Below are 19,379 nucleotides of genomic sequence, written 5' to 3'. Positions count from 1 at the left end.
GAACAGAGTTATTTTACGCGGTTTTCAGGCTGCCTGAAAATCATCTCCGCCATCAAATTTACATATTCATTCACAGATTTAACACATCATCATGTTATATTTCACTTTTCAACACCATTTTATTTCCATTCATTCAAAGGATATTTATGTTTACCCTAAAACACGCCCTACTCGCCACCGCCCTATTCGCTGCAATGGGCAGCGTTCACGCCGCCGAAATGCCACAATCCGCCACGTTGAAATACAGTGGCAGCTTGGGCATTCCCGCCACCATGACATTCAAACGCACAGGCGATAATTACACCGTAACCGCCAACATCAATGTACCCATGTACAAAATCAGTTTCCAAAGCGGCGGCAAAGTGGTTGGCACGCAATTAAAACCCAGCTATTACCGCGACACGCGCAACGGCAAATTATACGCGTCTGCCAAATTCAATAATGGTCGCGTAACTTATGGTCGCGCCGATGGTAACCCCAATAGCCAAGCTGTTTCGGGCAGCGTGATGGATTTGTTTACCCTGTCGTGGCATTTAGCGTTTAACAATGGACAATTGCCCAGCAATTTGAGCATCACCAACGGCAAAACGCTTAACCGTGCCAACGGCATTACCCCCGCAGGCAGCCTGCAAAGCAAAGTGGGCGGCGGCACCACCACCATCAACCAATACAAAGTCCACAATGACAATGGCGAAGTTACCTACGCTTTCGCCCCAGCCTTGCACAATGTGCCAGCCATCATCAAATACAATGACGGCGACCGCAATTATCATCTCACACTCAAATCTGTAACCATTGATGGCAAACCCGTGAAGCCATAAACATTCAATCACCACAAAAAAAAACCGTTTCAGGCAGCCTGAAACGGTTTTTTAATGGGATTAATGAATTTTACTTACGTCTCTTATTTTTCTTACGCTTCGGTTTGAAACCCTGACGCTTATCCTGTTCAGATTGCCTGACACTGCCAAACAAACGGTCGTTGTAATCAGATGGCGATACGCCATCATACGTTTGTCGTGCAGAGGCCGTCCGCTCCGCTTCACGCGCTGCCACCACAATCGGCGGATAATCCGACAAAAATTCTGATGATTGCAGATTAATTTGCGGTTTCGCCTGTTGTGCTTGGGCGCGTAAGGCTTGGTCAGGGTTGATAATCACGCTGCTTTTCGCTTTATCGCGGAATAAATTGGGCGATGTGCTTTCCACCCGACTCACATTATCCGTTGATTTGTAAGTGGATTTCAAAGGTTTAGGCGGTAATTTATTCACAGGCAATTCATCATCTTCGTCCACACGCACGCTAGCTGTTGCCCCCACGCTGACAGGTTTCGCCAACTGATTATCTGCCGTTTGTGGCGCATTTGCTTTGGCTTGAATCAACTGATTTTCCATAGACTGATTCGGTTCAATCATGGATTGAATCAATTGATTTTCCACCGTTTGCGGCTCAACTGGTTTGACTGTTTCAGGCTGCTTGGGTTTTGCCGATTTTTCTTTTTTCGGTTTAACAGGTTTTACACTTTCCGTTGCGGCGGCTGGTGTTGTTTCAGGCTGCCCATTACCATTATTGGTGGAAACAGTCGGCGCAACCGCTTCAACAGCTTGCTCACGGCGCGGACGGTAGAACATCAACACACCCACCACGCCCATCATCGTGTAAAACAAATACCATGAACTGCCCAAACGCATATACGGCGTTTGCCCCACCATACCATACGCCGTGCCTTCCAACACGGTTGCTACATTAATTGGCGCAGTAGCAACCACTTTTCCTTTTGGGTCAATAATGGACGTTGCGCCATTATTGGTGGCACGAATCATGTACCGCCCCAACTCCAAAGCTCGTGCTTGTGATTGTTGTAATTGTTGCCACATCGCATTGGATTGACCATACCACGCCATATTGCTGGCATTGGCTAACAAGGTGGATTTTTTCGCTGAAGCAATTAATTCATCACCAAAACCATCTTCGTAACAAATATTAAACGCGACTTTTTCGCCCGCCATATCAAAAGGTTCTTGCCCAATGCCACCGCGCTGAAAATCAGAAAGTGGCATATTCATATAACGATAAAGTGGCTCGGTTAAACGCGGAATCGGTTTAAATTCGCCAAATGGCACCAAATGGTTTTTCGCATACACCTGCATTTTTTCAGGCTGCGTGGGATTAAAATTTGCCAAATTTATCATGGCATTTAATTGCCCTTTACCATCTTCCGTAAAGGCAGGTAAGCCTACAGCAAGTGCACTGCCGTTTTGTTTTGCTTGCTCGGCAAAACGTTCTATTAATTTTTTGTCAATATGTTGTAAAAATTGGGGAAACGCGGTTTCAGGCAGCACCACAATTTCCGCTTTGGTTTTGGCAACTTGATTAAAATACGTTTGATAAGTTGGCACCAATTGTGCATCATCAAATTTCAAATTTTGCGGAATATTGCCCTGCAACAATGCCACACTAATCGGTTTGGGCTGGCGGTAGGTGTATTCTAATTTGCTTAAATCATGCGCTTGAAACAGCAAAATAGCCATCAATGTTGCAAAAATACCACGTTGCCACCACGAACGATTACGCAAAATCAACACCAACCAACAACCCACCGCCGCCGTTGCCAGCGTAACCAAATGAATGCCACCAATCGGCGCAAACGCACTCAAGGGGCTGTATCCATTGGTAATTTGACTGTAGCCCAATGCCCCCCAACCAAAACCTGTAAACACGCGTTCACGCGCAAATTCGGTAATCGTCCACAACAGGGGCAACATCACGCCAATCGCCCATGGGCGCGGCAGATGGTGTTTTTCGTCCAACCAAAACGCAATGGCGGGAAAAGTCGCCAAAAAAATCGGCAACAAAAACGTGAGCGGAATGGCATACACATTCGGCAGCCCCGAAACATCGTGTAGCGCGGTGTGTATCCACCAAAATTGCGTGGTGTATGCCACCAGCCCAAACCAAAACGCCGTTAAAACACGACAATGGGGGCGCAATTCCGTGAGCGTAACCAAACCCGCGAAAATAAGCGGCATTAACCAAAATTGGTAGTACGGCGCAAATGCGTAACGCGTTGCCAATGCCAAAAGGGTCAGCACAAAAAAGTGGCGAAACGGTTTGCGGAGAATATGTTGGAGTGATAGAGCCATAATCGTTCTGTTTTTCAGGCTGCCTTTCATTACCCTACAAATTTTTGCTTGCCACCCACCTGTTCCCTCTCCTTTGGGAGAGGGTTAGGGAGAGGGGAAAACTGGCGATACTCAACGACTTTTCCCTCTCCCCATCCCAAAGGAGAGGGAGTAGAGGTGGCATCTCAACGATTGTGGGCAATGTTTTATTTTTGTAGGGTAGTGAAAGGCTGCCTGAAAAGCTCAATTGTTAGTTTGTGTAAAAGCCTGTGATTGTATAACAAGTTAGGTAATTGGTTAAGTTTTTTTGTTTTCAGGCTGCCTAAAATACAGAATTTTGAGAAAATGGGACGAATCGTTGGTGTGGTTTGACAACAACATTGCCCCTTTAGGACAAAGGCAGCCTGAAAAGCAATTTCTAGTATAATGCCCCTATTGATTGAACACGAAAAACCCTATCTACATGAAAATTCAATTTTTTTTACTGCGACTACTGGCGCGTTTACCGCTCAACTGGCTACATGATTTGGCAAAAATATTGGGCTGGCTGGCGTATTATGCCGTTGCGCCGCGCCGCCGTGTGGGGGAAATCAATTTGCAAAAATGTTTCCCCAATTGGACGGAAGCGCAGCGTAAACAATTGTTACAAAAACATTTTCAACACATGGCTATGCTGATTTTGGAATACGGCAAATATTGGTACGCGCCCGCCCACGAATTGAAGAATATGGTGTCTTATCAAGACAAACACTTTTTAGATGAAGCACTTGCGCGTGGCGACAAAGTGATTTTGCTGTATCCGCATTTCACCGCATTTGAAGCGGCGGTGTACGCGCTCAATCAAGACACCCCCTTAATTAGCGTGTATTCTCATCAAAAAAACAAAGATTTAGATGAACAAATTTTGCGCGGTCGCCATCGCTACAATAATGTGTTTTTGGTGGGGCGCACGGAAGGTTTACGCGCCATCATCAAAAAAATCAAAAGCGAAAACGCGCCTTTTCTCTATTTGCCCGACCAAGATTTTGGCGCGAAAGAATCGGTTTTTGTGGACTTTTTCGGTATCCAAACGGCGACCATCACGGGTTTGAGCCGCATTGCAAAAATGACGGGGGCGAAAGTTATCCCACTTATTCCCACTCGTTTGCCTGATGGTTTGGTGAATTTGCGTTTTTATCCCGAATGGGAACATTTCCCCAGCGATGACCCCATCGCCGATACCCAGCGCATGAACGATTTTATCGCCGAGCGCGTGCGCGAGCAGCCCGAACAATATTATTGGCTACACAAACGCTTTAAAACGCGCCCCGATGGGGAAAAAAGTTTTTATATTTAATTTTTGGAATAAGATGGCGGGCGAATTTGGCGATTCGCCCTTCTTTCAGGCAGCCTGAAAACCGCCCCACAATATTTTTAATATTATTCATCACATTATCTGATGACAAAATTATACAAATAAATCAATTTAATCCATTTCCAATTGTTTAAAATTTTTTCAGGCTGCCTGAAAAATGTAATCGCGTGAAATAAACCGCTTGAAAACCATTCACAGTTTAGGCTATATTTTAGTTTTGACGATTATTTTTCAGGCAGCCTTTTAGTACACGACAAAAATCTTTGGATTGCCTGAAACCTGTCCCCTCTCCCGCTTGCGGGGGAGGGTTAGGGTGGGGGTGGCTCGTTGATTTACAAAAATATTGATTTATTTCCACAAATTTACCCCCACCCTAGCCCTAGACCTGCCCCGTTGGAGACGGGGGAGGGGACAGATTAGCGTAAATCCCAAAAATTGTCGTGTACTGAAAGGCAGCCTGAAAATCTCAATAATCCATTTCCACACATTTTGCACAAAGGAAACAAGCATGAACGCAGCAGAACGCATTAAACACGAAGGTTTACGCAACAAAATCATGACGGCAGAACAAGCCGCCGAATTTGTCCAAAATGGTATGAATGTTGCCATCACAGGTTTCACGGGCGCAGGTTATCCCAAAGCCTTGCCCACCGCCATTGCCGAAAAAGCCAAAGCCGAACATGCAGCAGGTCGCCCATTTTCCATTGGCATGGTAACAGGTGCTTCCACCGCGCCTGAATGTGATGGCGTATTGGCAGCCGCAAACGCCATTCATTTCCGCAACCCATTCCAATCCGACCCCACCTTACGCAACAACATCAACGCAGGCAACATCGCCTATCAAGACATGCACTTATCGCACGTTGAACAACAAATGCGTCAAGGTTTTTATGGCGAATTTGATTTGGCGATTATTGAAGTATCCAGCATCAATGCCGAAGGCAAACTCATTCCAGCCATGGGCATTGGTCATGCCAACGAAGCCCTGAAAGCCGCCAAAAAAGTGATTATTGAAGTCAATTCAGGTCAAAACATCAAATTGGAAGGCATGCACGATGCGGTGTTTGACATTGGCGTGCCACCACACCGCAAACCCATTGCCATTACCGCACCGTTTGACCGCGTGGGCGCACCTTATTTGGAATGCGATTTGGACAAAATCGTGGCAATCGTGCTGACAGACGCAGGCGACCGCAACAGCAAATTTGCCGACCCAGACGAGAATTCCAAAGCCATTGCCGCGCAAATCATTGATTTCTTTAACCATGAAGTGAAAGCAGGTCGCTTGCCGAAAAACCTGTTGCCTTTGCAATCAGGCGTGGGCAATGTGGCAAATGCGGTTATGGCAGGTTTGCTGGACGCGCCATTTGACGATTTGACGGGCTACACCGAAGTGTTGCAAGACGGTATGTTGGATTTGATTTTGGCAGGCAAAATGAAACACGCTTCTGCCACCGCCTTGTCGTTCAGCCCAGACGCTTTGCAACGTTTCAATGAAAACATTGACTTCTTGCGCGACAAATTGATTTTGCGCCCCATGGAATACACCAACAGCCCCGAAGTGATTCGCCGCTTGGGTGTGATTGGCATGAACGCCATGATTGAAGCCGATATTTACGGCAATGTGAACTCCACACACATCATGGGTACGAAAATGATGAACGGCATTGGTGGTTCGGGCGACTTTACGCGCAATGCCTTCTTCTCGTTCTTTGTGTCGCCATCGGTGGCAAAAGACGGCGCGATTTCTTGCATTGTGCCTATGGTTTCGCACCACGACCACACCGAACACGATGTGATGTTCATCGTTACCGAACAGGGTATGGCAGACTTGCGCGGCAAATCGCCACGCCAACGCGCCCAGTTGATTATCAACAACTGCGCCCACCCCGACTACCGCGATATGTTGCGCGATTACTACGACCGCGCCGAAAAAGCAGGCGGTTTGCACACGCCACATTTGTTGATGGAAGCCTTGTCTTGGCACCAACGCTTTGTGGAAACGGGCGATATGCGCATTAAATAATTGATGTAAAATAAAATTTAGGCAGCCTGAAAAAATATTTTCAGGCTGCCTTATTTTTGTAGGGTAGTGAAGGCTGCCTGAAAAACAACAGCTACCTAATTAAAAATACTTTTAAAATTAATATTTTGTTATGACTTGATTTACATCAAAACAACTTACCCCACCTTGATTACAATCACAGCATTCCCACACAAAAAATGAAAGGAACACCACCATGAGTATGTTGCTAAACAGCCCTATGGGTTTGCTGACCGTGTTCACCATCGGATTTATTATCTGTATGGCGATTTTCTTGTTTTTCTGGATTAAAAAACAAGTGGAAAAAGACGAAAATCAACCCAGATTGTAAATCTTCATTCACTTAGCATCATCAATTGTTTCAGGCAGCCTGAAAATGGGGAAACTCGTTTTCAGGCTGCCTGTGCTAAAATCGCCCTATTCTCCATATTATTTATCCCAAGCAAAATGTTGCACACCGACAATTTAACCAGCCACGCCGCGCCACGCATGGTTGCCGCCCAAAGCCAATCCAAACAAGAAGAACAATTGGAACGCGCCCTACGCCCCAAAACCCTACAAGACTACATCGGACAAGACAAAGCCAAAGCCCAACTCGCCATTTTTATTCAGGCTGCCAAAAATCGGGGCGAAGCCCTTGACCACACTTTATTATTTGGCCCCCCTGGTTTGGGGAAAACCACATTGGCAAATATTATCGCCAGAGAATTGGGCGTGAATTTGCGCCAAACCTCTGGGCCTGTGCTGGAACGCGCGGGCGATTTAGCCGCTTTGCTCACCAATTTAGAGCCACATGATGTTCTTTTTATTGATGAAATTCACCGCTTAAGCCCAGTCGTGGAAGAAATTTTGTATCCCGCAATGGAAGATTATCAATTGGACATTATGATAGGCGAAGGCCCTGCGGCGCGGAGCGTGAAAATTGATTTGCCGCCGTTTACCCTGATTGGCGCGACCACGCGAGCGGGCATGCTCACCAATCCCTTGCGCGACCGTTTTGGCATTGTGGCACGATTAGAATTTTATGAAAACAAGGATTTAGCCACCATTGTCAGCCGTTCCGCCCAATTATTAAACATGAATTTGGACGAACAAGGCGCGTGGGAAGTAGCGCGGCGCAGTCGTGGCACACCGCGCATTGCCAACCGTTTGTTGCGGCGCGTGCGCGATTATGCGGACGTGTTGCACGCGGCTGGCAGCATAAACGCCGACATCGCAGACGCGGCATTGTCCATGTTGGACGTGGACAAAATCGGATTAGACATGATGGACAGAAAATTTTTGGAAGCCGTGTTGCACAAATTCGGCGGAGGCCCTGTGGGGCTGGACAATGTGGCGGCGGCAATCGGCGAATCCACCGACACCATTGAAGATGTGATTGAACCCTATTTGATTCAACAAGGTTTTTTGCAACGCACCCCACGCGGTCGCATGGCGACTGAAGCGGCGTTTTTGCATTTTGGTTTGAATAAATAAATTCAGGCAGCCTGAAAGATTTTTTCAGGCTGCCTAATTATTTTACAGATTATTTGGCTGGCACGATTTTAGCGTTTTTACCTAATGTATCAATCGCTTGGCTCAATACCTCATCTTCCATGCCGCGCGTCAATTGCTCTTTCATTTTTGCAAATTCAGGCACGGAAATTTTGCGTTTGTCATTGATGTACAAAATCAAATTCACATCGCCATCTTTCAAAGGCGTTTTCGTGAATTGTCCTTTGCTCAAACCGCTAACGGCTTGATGTACCAAAGTATTTGCGTCTTTCAAATCCACCACCGACACATAATCAGGTACAATGCCACCCTGATTTTTGGTATTTGGGCTCATGCTGTATTTTTTCGCCACATCAGCAAATTTTTTCTTGCTATTCAATTCTTTGATGGCGGCTTCCGCGTCTGCAGCTTTATTGGTAACGATTTCGCCCAATTGCACTTCATCGGTATTGTGGTAGCGTGATTTGATTTGATTGTATTGCGCTTGAACTTGTTGTTCAGTAACAGGTTTTTGCTTAATCAAATGATTGGCATACGCCATCATCAGCAAACCATTTTGATAATCCGCCCAATTTTGTTTGAAATTAGGTTGTTTATCCAAACCTTTTTCTTTGATTTGTTTCAATGCTTCGGCTTCCGCATTTTTGTAATCATCTGATTTATCTAATTTTAAACGCTTGGCTTCTTGCACCACCAATTGTTCGGTAATCAATTCATTGGTGATGTATTGGCGCAATTGAGGTCCATCGCTCACTTGTCCATTGCTGTTGGTTTGCACGTTTTGGGCGCGGCGTTCCACATCACTGCTGTCAATTTTCACGCCGTTCACCGTTACCACAGTCGCCGCCGACAGGCTGCCTGAAAGTGCCAACCATACCGCAGCCAGCATAACTTTATTTTGTTTTTTCATTATCAATCCTTTGGTTAGAAGAAAATTAGGGTTTCAGGCTGCCTGTAAATTAGGCAGCCTGAAAGATTTACGCAAAATACTCATCAGGCGTTTTTGCCACAATGCTCAAAGCATGAATGCGCTGATTGGCAAATAAATCCGCCAATAAATCCTGCACCATGCGCTGACGTTGCACACGCGACACGCCGACAAATTTCGGACTCACCAACAAAATCGCATAATGCCCACCGCCCTTATTGCCCGCATGCCCGATGTGCAAATGGCTGTCGTCTTGAAATTCAAACACTTGCAAATCAAGACTGTGCAAGCGTTGTTCCATTAACTCATGCATTCGGAAACACTTTTTTGAATGGCTTAATCAAGACTTCGCTGTACACGCCTGCGTCCACATAAGGGTCGGCTTCTGCCCACGCTTGCGCCGCGTCCAAATCGTCAAAATCCGCCACAATCAGGCTGCCTGACATGGTGGTTTCGTCATCGGGCAAAGGGTTGGGACCCGCGATGAGCAAACGCCCAGCCGCGTCCAATTCCGTCAAACGCGCCAAATGGGCAGGGCGAGCAGCCGCACGGGCTTCTTTTACGCCGTCTGCGTCAGTAGCTAAAATCATGTAATACATGCTTATTCTCCAGTTTCTTTCGGTAAAAATTTCGCAATATATAAGGCTTGTCCAATAGAAAAAATCAGCGTGAGCGGAATGTAGCCATACATTTTGTATTTCGCCCACACATCAACCTGCTCTTTGGTGAACGGGTAGGCAATCGCCAAATTGACCAAACCCATGATAAAAAAGAAAATCGCCCACGCATAAGACAAATTTGTCCACACTTTTTCAGGCAGCGTGATTTCGCTGCCCATCAATAATTTCACGCCGTTTTTGCCCATTAATTGCGCCACCAGCACCGCCGCGCCAGTCAGCCAGCAAATCACGGTGGTTTTGAACATAATGTAAACTGGGTCGTCCAACAAAATCGTCAAACCGCCAAATCCCACCACCATCACCAAGCTCACCCATTGCATGGCACTTAATTTTTTCACCGTCAGCCAAGTGTAGGCAGCCTGCAACACACCAACTACAGTCGCGGCAATAGTTGCCCAAATAATATTTTTGGTGGTGGTGTAAATCACGAAAAATAAAATAATTGCTAGAAAATCGCCAAGTGCTTTCATAAAATCTATAATTTTGGGAAACAAAATGGTGTCATCATAGCAGCGTTTTGGGCTTTGCCATAGTGGGCAAATGATTTTCAGGCTGCCTGAAATGTTTTTTATTTGCAAAACAATGGGGTTGGAAAAATGTAAAAATATTTTACTTTATTTTAACGCGAGCTCGGGATAAAAAATTGAAAATTTTATAAAAATAAATGACTTGTGTAGGGTGGGTGCTTGCACCCACCATCTTCAGGCAGCCTGAAATGAAATTATCCAGATGACAAAATTCATGTAGGGTGCGTACCACGCACCGAAATTTCTAGGCAACAAATATCGCCACAACTTACGCCAATCCACATTCCCCCAAAAATTCCCCACAAAAAAGGCAGCCTGAAACCGCCAAATGGTTGTAAATTAGCAAAACTGAAACAGTTTCGTTAAAAAAAGTTAAAGAATTGAGTTAGATTACTTGGCATAGTCCCCCATAAAACGCTATCATTATGCCTATTTTAGAATTATTAGATTATTGTATCCAAATCATCGTCAGTCAGTCGCAGAGATTATGTGCTGTACCAGATGGGAGAAAAACATTGAAAACCAATATTAAGATTATCGCAACTTCATTAGCACTCGCCAGCTCGGTGGGCGCATGGGCGGGCATTGGCGGCTTGAATGTGCAGTCGCATTTAGGACAACCCTTTTCAGGCAGCATAGTAGTTACGGGGGACGAGGCAGAAGCCTTAAAATCCAACCGCCGCGTAACCGTGTCTGGAAGCGGCATTCGTGGTACGGTTGTACCACAAGCCAATGGTAGTGTGGTGGTGCGTTTGCGTTCATCTTCTCCCATTCGTGAGCCGATGATTACTTTTTCCGTGAGCGCAGGTCGCCAAACGCGTGAATACAATGCCATGCTTGACCCATCAGGTTATACGCCTGAACCAGCCCCGCGCCGCGTGGAAAAACCCGTCAAAGAACCACGCCGCAAACCTGCCGAATCCACTTCAGGCAGCCTGAATAAGGGTGAAGTGGATTTTGTTGGTCGCACAAAAAATCCTACCATTGAAAACACCATGCCTGTGGAAACCAAACGCCCACGCGTGGTAGAAGAATCATCAGACGATGGCGAAACCGCTTTGCGCCCAACGCGCGAAGCCCGTCAGCCACGCCAAGCGCGTACGCAAAACCAAACAGCACCCGCCACCACAGGCGCGGTAAACAGTGTACGCAAATCAGGTAAAGGCGCAGTTTCCACTCGCCGCCACCGTGCGCAAGTGGGCGAAACTTTAAGCAGCATTGCCGACCGCTACCGTCCACGCAATATGAGTTTGCAAACGGCAAGCCGCGCTTTGGCAATGGCAAACCCAGCCGCATTCAAACGTGGTAACACGATTCAACGCGCCACCACTTTGTACATTCCCACCGCAGCACAATGGCATGCTTACGCGCAACGCGCTCAAAGTCAGGCAACTCACGCCCCACAACCTCGCCGTGCCGCCGTCCCTGCACACAATCCAAATTTGGACATGGGCGTGGACAACAGCGTAAACACACAGCCTGAAAATCCACCCGTTAGCCCTGCGCCGAAAAAAGCACCACCTGCGCAACCGCCTGTAGCACCGCCAGCACAAACGCCAGTAGTGCCAGACAAAACCGCGCAGCCTGCAACCCCACCCGCACAGCCACCTGCTGCGCCAGCCAAAACCCCTGCAACTGCGCCCAATAACACACAACAACCTGCTGCCGTCCCCCCCACAACAGGGAAAGTGGCAACTGCTTCTGCACCCGCTAAAACCGTTGCGCCAACTCAAGCGGCTTCTGCGCCAGCCAAAGCAGTTGCGCCTGTTAAACCTGCTTCCACACCTGCAACTGTGCCTGTTCAGGCTGCCTCCACAGCCGCACCTGTTGCCGTGTCGCCAGCAGCCATGCCCAGCGCACCCTCTGCACCCGTAAACGAGCCTATTCCTGCCGAACAACCTGAACCTGCGATGACAGAACCTGTTACCGAAGAAGACATGGAAGAAGAAGGCATTAACTGGGGCTTGTATGGCGGCATTGGTGGTGCATTAGGCGTAGTGTTGCTAGTGGGTCATTTATTGCGCAAACGCCGCTCTGAAAACCCACCTGAAGAAGAAGACGATGATGTGGAATGGGAAACCGATTCCGATTCATCGCCAGCCAGCCGCATTAAACCCAATGCGCTCGCCAGCCATGACGATGACCACGATTTTGATGTGAACGCGGAAGACGATGATTTTGAAACTGTTTCCGATGATGACGATGAAGACGATGTGTTCTTTGCCGACACCGCCGCAGCCGCCGCAGGTGTAGCTGCCGCAAAATCTGAAAAATCCGAGTTTAATTTAAATAATTTTGAACCCGATGTGTCTTCATTTGGTTTGACATCAGATTCCACAGCCAATGCGAATAGCACAGATGATGACTGGACTTGGGACACGCCAAGTGCCACCGAAGCCCCTGATGGCTTTGATTCATTCAACACAGACAAAGCCGATGATTCGGCTGGCTCGGATTGGTCATTAGACGATGGCGCAGATTTGCCATCATCGGCAGAATATTCATTGGACGCGATTGACCAGTTAAGCAATGAAATTGACAAAACGTCATTTGATGAATTTGGCGCAGAAGACGATTTCATTCAGGCTGCCGCCCCTAATAAACCCCAAGCCGCCGTAGATGATATTGACGCGATGTTTGCCAATGCTTTGGCGAATTTGGACGATTTGGCGAGCAACACGCAGCCTGAAAAACCCAAACCAGCCGCCGCCGAATTAGATGACATTGACGCAATGTTTGCAGGCGCATTGGCAAACTTGGGTGGCAGCAAAACAAAAGCCGCCGCCGCATTGGAAGACGATGAATTAGCCGCATTTGAACAGCCCAAACCGAAATCAGCCGCCGCCGAATTAGACGACATTGATTCCATGTTTGCAGGCGCATTGGCGAATTTGGACAATTTGGCACACGAGTCGCACCCAAATGACGATTTGATGACGGCAAATGAATTAGACAGCCTGAATTCATTGGGTTCATTTGATGACGCATTGCTTGAAAAACCGATTGCGAACCCATTGGCAGAAGCCGATGATTTGGACGCTTTGTTTGCTAATAAATTCAACACTACAGCCGCCGCGCCTGCTGATGAAGTGGACGATATTGACGCGATGTTTGCCAACGAATTGAATGAGTTGGACAATCTGAATGCGTTGAGCGAATTGGATTCTTTCAGCGATGAAAGCAGCACCGTTGCAAGCAGTCAGCCTGTTGATGATATTGACGCGATGTTTGCCAATGAATTAAATGAATTAGACAGCCTGAATGTATCGAGTCAGCCTGTTGCGCCATTGGCGGATTCATTTGCGGAATTTGGCGACAATGACGAATTCACCACATCGGTTAATGTAAACACGGAAGATGATATTGACGCTTTGTTTGCCAATGAGTTGGAAAATTTAAATTCATTGAGCGAATTGAATGATTTGGAAGAAGATTTGGGTGCGCATGTCAAATTAAGCAGCCTGAATGCTTTGTCTGAATTTGATGAATTGGCGGAATTGGAAAGCAGCGCACCTGCGCCTGTGGTGCATGATGATATTGACGCTTTGTTTGCCAATGCGCTGTCAGATATTGATGAACCCTTGGTCAGCGAACCCGCGATTAAGCCGATTATGTCGGAAGAAGACATTGAAAATTTAAATTCTTTGTCGGAATTGGACAGTTTGGAAGCGAATGAGCCGAGTGCCGATGATTTGTTTGCCGATGCTTTGAATGATTTGACGGTGGGCGCGGAGCTGGACGATGTGAATGCTTTGGCATTTGAATCGCCTGTATTGGATGTTGCGCCGATGGTTGAAGAAACACCGTTGGACGATATTAACGCGATGGCGTTTGATTTGTCTGCATTTGACGCTTTGCAAAACACGGCAACGGAAACCAGCGCAACAGAAACGGCTTTAGATGATGTGGACGCAATGTCATTTGATTTATCGGGTTTTGACGCGCTGACGGAAACGGCGGCGGAAGAACCTGCGTTTGACAATGTGGATACGTTGGCATTTGCTGCGCCTGAAATTCCCGATGCGCCTGTGGAAACGCCTGAATTGACCACACCTGCGGTGGATTTTGATTTACCTGAAATCCCGTCTGCTGATTTAGACGATTTTACCGCTTCCTTAAATGAACTGGAAACGGCGGGCGATTTTATGGAATTTGATTTGCCAGCCACCGCAGAAGGTGCGGGTTTTGTCTCGGGCGCAGTAGGCACAGGCGAAACTTTGGAAGCTAAATTGGAATTGGCGACCATGTATGTGGAAATTGATGACGCAGATGCAGCGCGTATCATGTTAAACGAGTTGATAGCCGAAGCCGATGGCGAAGTATTGGCAAAAGCAAAAACTTTGTTGAATCAATTAGGCTAATTCGCCATTGAAAAGCGATACGATGAAGGTTTCATCGTATCGCTTTTGTTTTTCAGGCAGCCTGAAAACCATTTAACAGGAAAATATCATGACAAAACAAAAGAAAAATCGCTTATTGATTATTTGGTGGATAATGACTTTGGTGGTTTATATGCCAATTGGTTTTGTGTATTTAACTGGCGATTGGGTGCAAACCCCTGTTACTTTGCAACAAGATTTTCAAACCGAATGGCGCACTTGGCGACCATTTCAAACGCGTTACACAGGTTTGGAAATGGGTTATCCACGCTATGAAAACACCGAATTGGAAGAACAAATTTTAGGCGACATACGCGACCCAGAAAGCGGTACGCCTGTGCATATTTTGGTGTCAGTTAATGGCAAACATTGTGTGATGGCGCAAGAACCGATGTCGGGGCGCGGCATGATGGCGCATCGCCATTTAACGCCCTTCGCGCAATCGCAGCCTGAATGCGATTTATCCGAACGTGCTGGCACAAATCATTGGCAAATTACCGTTCAATCAGTGGGTGAGCCTTTGCGTGGCGTTCAAACGGTTTTGATGCACCATTCGCCCTATGGTTTCAAAGCAATTTCCGATGACATTTATGGCAAGATTTCTTTATGGAATATAGCGATGATGTTTATTGGTGCGCCGATTTGGTTGGTATTTAGCTTATTTTTATTGGGACAAAAATTTCTGCGCTTTGGGAAACATTGAATTTCAGGCAGCCTGGATCCCCATTTCCTTGAAAAAAACCCTTATTTTCTCTATAATTTACGGCATTTTTCAGTTTCAGGCAGCCTGAACACCTAGCGGTGGGCAAAGCAGGCTGCCTTATTTAAATTTCCAATAAAATTCAAGGAATTATCATGATTAACATTACCCTACCAGACGGTTCCGTACGCCAATACGAATCGCCCGTTACCGTTATGCAAATTGCCCAATCCATTGGCGCGGGTTTAGCCAAAGCCACCGTTGCAGGCAAAGTAAACGGCGTGCAAGTGGACGCGTGCGACCCAATTACCGCAGATGCCACCGTGCAAATTCTCACCCCCAAAGACCCCGAAGGTGTGGACATTATCCGCCACTCCTGCGCCCATTTGGTCGGACACGCGGTTAAGCAATTGTTCCCTAATGCCAAAATGGTCATCGGGCCTGTGATTGAAGACGGCTTTTATTACGACATCGCCACCGAAAAACCGTTCACGCCCGAAGACATGGCGGCGATTGAATCGCGCATGAAAGAATTGATTAACCAAGATTACGATGTCATCAAAAAAATGACACCACGCGCCGAAGTGATTGAAATCTTTAAAAATCGCGGTGAAGAATACAAATTGCGCCTGATTGACGACATGACGGACGACATCACGGCGATGGGCATGTATTTCCATCAAGAATATGTGGACATGTGTCGCGGGCCCCATGTGCCGAACACGCGTTTTCTGAAACATTTTCAATTAACCAAAATGTCGGGCGCATACTGGCGCGGCGACAGCAATAATGAGCAATTACAACGTATTTACGGCACCGCGTGGGGCAATAAAGACGATTTGAAAGCCTACATCACCCGCATTGAAGAAGCAGAAAAACGCGACCACCGCAAATTGGGCAAACAATTGGACTTATTCCATTTGCAAGACGAAGCCCCTGGTATGGTGTTCTGGCACCCACGCGGCTGGACATTGTGGCAAGTCATTGAGCAACACATGCGCCGCGAATTAACCGCCGCAGGCTACCAAGAAGTGAAAACGCCACAAATCATGGACAAATCTTTCTGGGAAAAATCAGGGCATTGGGACAATTACAAAGACAATATGTTCCTGACCGCTTCGGAAAAACGCGAATACGCCGTAAAACCGATGAACTGCCCCGGACACGTTCAGATTTTCAATCACGGTTTGCGCTCCTATCGTGATTTGCCGATGCGTTTGGCGGAATTTGGTTCCTGCCACCGCAACGAGCCGAGCGGCGCATTACACGGCTTAATGCGCGTGCGCGGTTTTGTGCAAGATGACGCGCATATTTTCTGTACCGAAAACCAAATCGCCGAAGAAACCAAAGCGTTTAATTTATTGGTGATGAAAGTTTACCAACAATTTGGTTTTGAAAATGTCAGCATTAAATTGTCCTTGCGCCCCGAAAAACGGGCGGGCGATGACGCAATTTGGGACAAAGCGGAAAACGGTTTGCGCGAAGCCTTGGCAGCCTGCGGCGTAACGTGGGAAGAATTACCAGGCGAAGGCGCGTTCTACGGTCCGAAAGTGGAATATCATATTAAAGACGCTCTGGGTCGTTCATGGCAATGCGGCACGATTCAATTGGATTTCGTGTTACCAGAACGCTTGGACGCGGAATACGTTACCGAAGACAATAATAAAGCCCGCCCTGTGATGTTGCACCGCGCGATTTTGGGTTCAATGGAGCGTTTTATTGGCATTTTGATTGAAGAACACGCGGGTTCATTCCCATTATGGCTTGCGCCTGTGCAAATGGTGGTGATGAACATTACGGAAAAACAAGCTGATTATTGCGCCGAAGTGGCGGATAAATTACGCGCCGCAGGTTTCCGTGTGGAACTGGATACGCGTAACGAGAAAATCGGCTACAAAATCCGCGACAACAGCCAATATCGTTTCCCCTATCAATTGGTGATTGGCGACAAAGAGAAGGAAAACGGTCAAGTCGCCGTGCGCCGCAAAGCGGAAGATTTGGGCGTGATGGGGATTGATGATTTGATTGCGATGTTGCAAAAAGAAATTGCGGACACGATTGGCGTGGCGTAATATTTCAGGCAGCCTGAACACCTAGCGATGGGCAATTCAGGCTGCCTTTTACTACGTTACAAAAATCAAAAATAAGGCTACCTGAAAAATTGGATAAGGTGCTCATTAAAATGTGTGATGAAAAATTAAAATGGTCAATTTTGGCTCTTGCTCAATCCCCTGATATACAAAAACAATTGGTTTGTTCACATGGTATGACTGGGGAAGAAATCATTTTAGAATTTTCTGATGCGGTAGATGAATATTACCATTCACAAACTGACAAACAAAGCAAACAATTTATTTTAATCAAAGAATTAGATGATTATATTTTGAGTAAAAGTCGTCCTGAATATGAATATTTGTGGTTAGATGATGATTATCTGATTAGCCAAGAATGGGAAATCATCAGAAATATGGCGAAAAAAATTGCTATGGAATTTAAGTGGGATATGGTTTGTCCAGCTCCTCTGTATTCTGCAATTTATTATGCATAGTAACAGTGCGTGATACGCGCTACATTTTCAGGCTGCCTGAAAACACATCAATTTAATAAAGGAATTGTCTATGCAAGCAAAATCAGTAGATTACGAACTCCACCTAACCACCAACCGCCTAAACAACGAGCAACTACCTGATTTTGAAAAACTTTGCCACAAATTAGGTGGCAAAGCCGTTCTAATTGAATTGCCCATTGGGGTGCATACCCAACAACTCATGCTGACACTTACTTTAAAATCAGAAAGTTGGCAATATGTGCGCGAATTCATGGCGCAATTGGCAAGCCAATGCCGCGAACATGGTTTCCCCATTGTTCGCCAAAAAGCGGAAATCCCCGCCAGCGAAGCCGCCACGTTTCAGGCTGCCTATCCCCATGAAAAACAAGGGTATTTTGAATGGCACGGCAAAGTATAATTTAAAAATAGCAATGTGATTTTACAATCTATTCATTATCGAGCAAAAAAACACGAGGCGCACCTATCGCACAACGCTTTGAAAAATCAGCAGAATACACGATTTCTCGCCCTACGCCATACGGGGCACTACGATGATTTTATGCAAAAAATCAGAGCCTTACTCACAGATTGGCAACAAGATTATTATCTCCCCAAATCCGCCCCATTTGTGAAACATCATTACGAATATTGCGTGTTTGATAATCAATTGACATGGGACGATGGTTGGGCGCAACCTACACATAATAGCTTGAATATTTTAGACATTTATCAAGAACAATACCCTGATTTAAGCGAATACAGCCTATTGCAATTGTGCGCCCAAGAAGCATTTTTGCGCCGCGCCGCCCAATTGCCGCAATATCCGATGATGTTAAAAGGCAGCCATTTAACGCGCCAATATTTCGCCAATCCCGCCGAGCGCGTGCCGCAAGATTTGGATTTTGTTCTTTTGGGTCAATATGATAGCGAAAAAGAAGTAGAAGCCCAATTATCCGCATGGGCGCAAGCGGTCAGCACGCAGCCCTGTGATGATGGCGTGTTGTTTACCGCGTTTGCCGAAAATGCGTTTTGGCGCAACGTGGATTATGCGATGTCGGACGATTTTCCAACCACCAATACAGATTTGACTTGCCAAATCAATGGGCAATACGTTGATTTGGAAATGGATATTTCCTTTAATTTACCCATACCTTTACCGCCCGAACCCGTGCGCGTGGCAACCGCGTGGGATACATTTACATTTGAACGGGCGGTGCCGCTACCCTTACAAATTGCGTGGAAACTCCACCAAACTTTAACGCGACCACGTTTTAAAGATTTGTATGATTTGGGTTTTTTAATGCAATCCATCAGCCACGATGAGCAAATCACACAAACATTCGCCGCATTAATAGATGAATGTGAACATGATAATATTCAACGTGAACGCATTGCCCATTTATTCAATGGACAGATTGCGGCTTTATTTCAACCATTGGACAAAGAGCAATATTGGGAAACCTTTATTCATCAATATGGTATGCCCAGCCAAGTGCAATCATGGGCGCAGCTATTTGAATGGTATGAACATCATCGCATGGGCGCGGGGTTTTCCTTGGCAGCATTTCAGGCAGCCTGAAACCGCAAATCACAAAAAACTAT

General features: G+C 46.4%; 16 protein-coding genes. 11 read left to right on the top strand and 5 right to left on the bottom strand.

All coding sequences use genetic code 11. The features are described from left to right. Positions 1–146: 146 nt before the first annotated feature. The gene (locus Q338_RS00440) at positions 147–821 is read left to right on the top strand and encodes a membrane protein (protein WP_034290820.1); all 675 of its coding nucleotides are present in this window, start codon (positions 147–149) and stop codon (positions 819–821) included. Between the two features lie 70 nt (positions 822–891). Here the strand turns inward: Q338_RS00440 and lnt are convergent, their stop codons facing one another. Further along, positions 892–3,144, bottom strand: coding sequence for an apolipoprotein N-acyltransferase (lnt, locus tag Q338_RS00435; RefSeq protein WP_084693430.1), 2,253 nt, complete (start codon positions 3,142–3,144; stop codon positions 892–894). Between the two features lie 442 nt (positions 3,145–3,586). Here lnt and Q338_RS00430 point away from each other — a divergent pair, with 442 nt between their 5' ends. The 4 genes from Q338_RS00430 (at position 3,587) to ruvB (ending at position 7,997) form a co-directional block, all read left to right on the top strand. Beyond that, positions 3,587–4,459 carry a lipid A biosynthesis lauroyl acyltransferase gene (locus Q338_RS00430; protein WP_034290817.1) on the top strand — a complete coding sequence of 291 codons (873 nt, stop codon included), beginning with the start codon at positions 3,587–3,589 and terminating at the stop codon, positions 4,457–4,459. Between the two features lie 526 nt (positions 4,460–4,985). After that, positions 4,986–6,503 carry an acetyl-CoA hydrolase/transferase family protein gene (locus Q338_RS00425; protein ID WP_034290815.1) on the top strand — a complete coding sequence of 506 codons (1,518 nt, stop codon included), beginning with the start codon at positions 4,986–4,988 and terminating at the stop codon, positions 6,501–6,503. Positions 6,504–6,717: 214 nt separating this feature from the next. Then, complete coding sequence (locus Q338_RS14235) at positions 6,718–6,852, top strand: DUF3149 domain-containing protein (RefSeq protein ID WP_115723707.1); 135 nt, start codon at positions 6,718–6,720, stop codon at positions 6,850–6,852. Positions 6,853–6,968: 116 nt separating this feature from the next. Next, a complete protein-coding gene (gene ruvB, locus Q338_RS00420; RefSeq protein WP_034290812.1) occupies positions 6,969–7,997 on the top strand; it encodes a Holliday junction branch migration DNA helicase RuvB in 1,029 nt (342 codons plus the stop codon). 49 nt (positions 7,998–8,046) lie between these two features. Here the strand turns inward: ruvB and Q338_RS00415 are convergent, their stop codons facing one another. The 4 genes from Q338_RS00415 to Q338_RS00400 all read right to left on the bottom strand — a co-directional run bounded on the left by Q338_RS00415 (position 8,047) and on the right by Q338_RS00400 (position 10,201). Beyond that, positions 8,047–8,925: a SurA N-terminal domain-containing protein gene (locus Q338_RS00415; RefSeq protein WP_034290809.1), complete on the bottom strand. Its 879-nt coding sequence runs from the start codon at positions 8,923–8,925 to the stop codon at positions 8,047–8,049. 67 nt (positions 8,926–8,992) lie between these two features. Beyond that, on the bottom strand, positions 8,993–9,244 hold the full coding sequence (locus Q338_RS00410; RefSeq protein ID WP_244773013.1) for a BolA family protein: 252 nt from the start codon (positions 9,242–9,244) through the stop codon (positions 8,993–8,995). 4 nt (positions 9,245–9,248) lie between these two features. Next, positions 9,249–9,542: a YciI family protein gene (locus Q338_RS00405; RefSeq protein WP_034290803.1), complete on the bottom strand. Its 294-nt coding sequence runs from the start codon at positions 9,540–9,542 to the stop codon at positions 9,249–9,251. Positions 9,543–9,544: 2 nt separating this feature from the next. Then, entirely contained in the window at positions 9,545–10,201 is a 657-nt protein-coding gene (locus Q338_RS00400) for an inner membrane-spanning protein YciB (protein WP_244773015.1), read from the bottom strand. A gap of 464 nt (positions 10,202–10,665) precedes the next feature. Between Q338_RS00400 and Q338_RS00395 the strand changes: the two genes are divergently transcribed. From Q338_RS00395 to Q338_RS13600, 6 genes are all read left to right on the top strand, one after another. Further along, entirely contained in the window at positions 10,666–14,511 is a 3,846-nt protein-coding gene (locus Q338_RS00395) for a FimV/HubP family polar landmark protein (protein ID WP_034290800.1), read from the top strand. An 88-nt stretch (positions 14,512–14,599) separates the two neighbouring features. Further along, entirely contained in the window at positions 14,600–15,232 is a 633-nt protein-coding gene (locus tag Q338_RS00390) for a hypothetical protein (protein ID WP_034290797.1), read from the top strand. Between the two features lie 152 nt (positions 15,233–15,384). Then, on the top strand, positions 15,385–17,301 hold the full coding sequence (thrS, locus tag Q338_RS00385; protein ID WP_034290794.1) for a threonine--tRNA ligase: 1,917 nt from the start codon (positions 15,385–15,387) through the stop codon (positions 17,299–17,301). Between the two features lie 110 nt (positions 17,302–17,411). Next, the gene (locus tag Q338_RS00380; RefSeq protein WP_034290789.1) at positions 17,412–17,777 is read left to right on the top strand and encodes a hypothetical protein; all 366 of its coding nucleotides are present in this window, start codon (positions 17,412–17,414) and stop codon (positions 17,775–17,777) included. Between the two features lie 70 nt (positions 17,778–17,847). Then, the gene (locus Q338_RS00375; RefSeq protein WP_034290786.1) at positions 17,848–18,195 is read left to right on the top strand and encodes a hypothetical protein; all 348 of its coding nucleotides are present in this window, start codon (positions 17,848–17,850) and stop codon (positions 18,193–18,195) included. 141 nt (positions 18,196–18,336) lie between these two features. Further along, positions 18,337–19,356, top strand: a complete 1,020-nt coding sequence (locus Q338_RS13600; RefSeq protein WP_051968371.1) for a nucleotidyl transferase AbiEii/AbiGii toxin family protein — start codon at positions 18,337–18,339, stop codon at positions 19,354–19,356. Positions 19,357–19,379 lie beyond the last annotated feature (23 nt).

The organism is Alysiella crassa DSM 2578 (assembly GCF_000745955.1).
GTDB classification, from domain to species: domain Bacteria; phylum Pseudomonadota; class Gammaproteobacteria; order Burkholderiales; family Neisseriaceae; genus Simonsiella; species Simonsiella crassa.
Note: the sequence above shows the minus strand (reverse complement) of the source record. Positions and strands in the feature narration are given on the sequence as shown.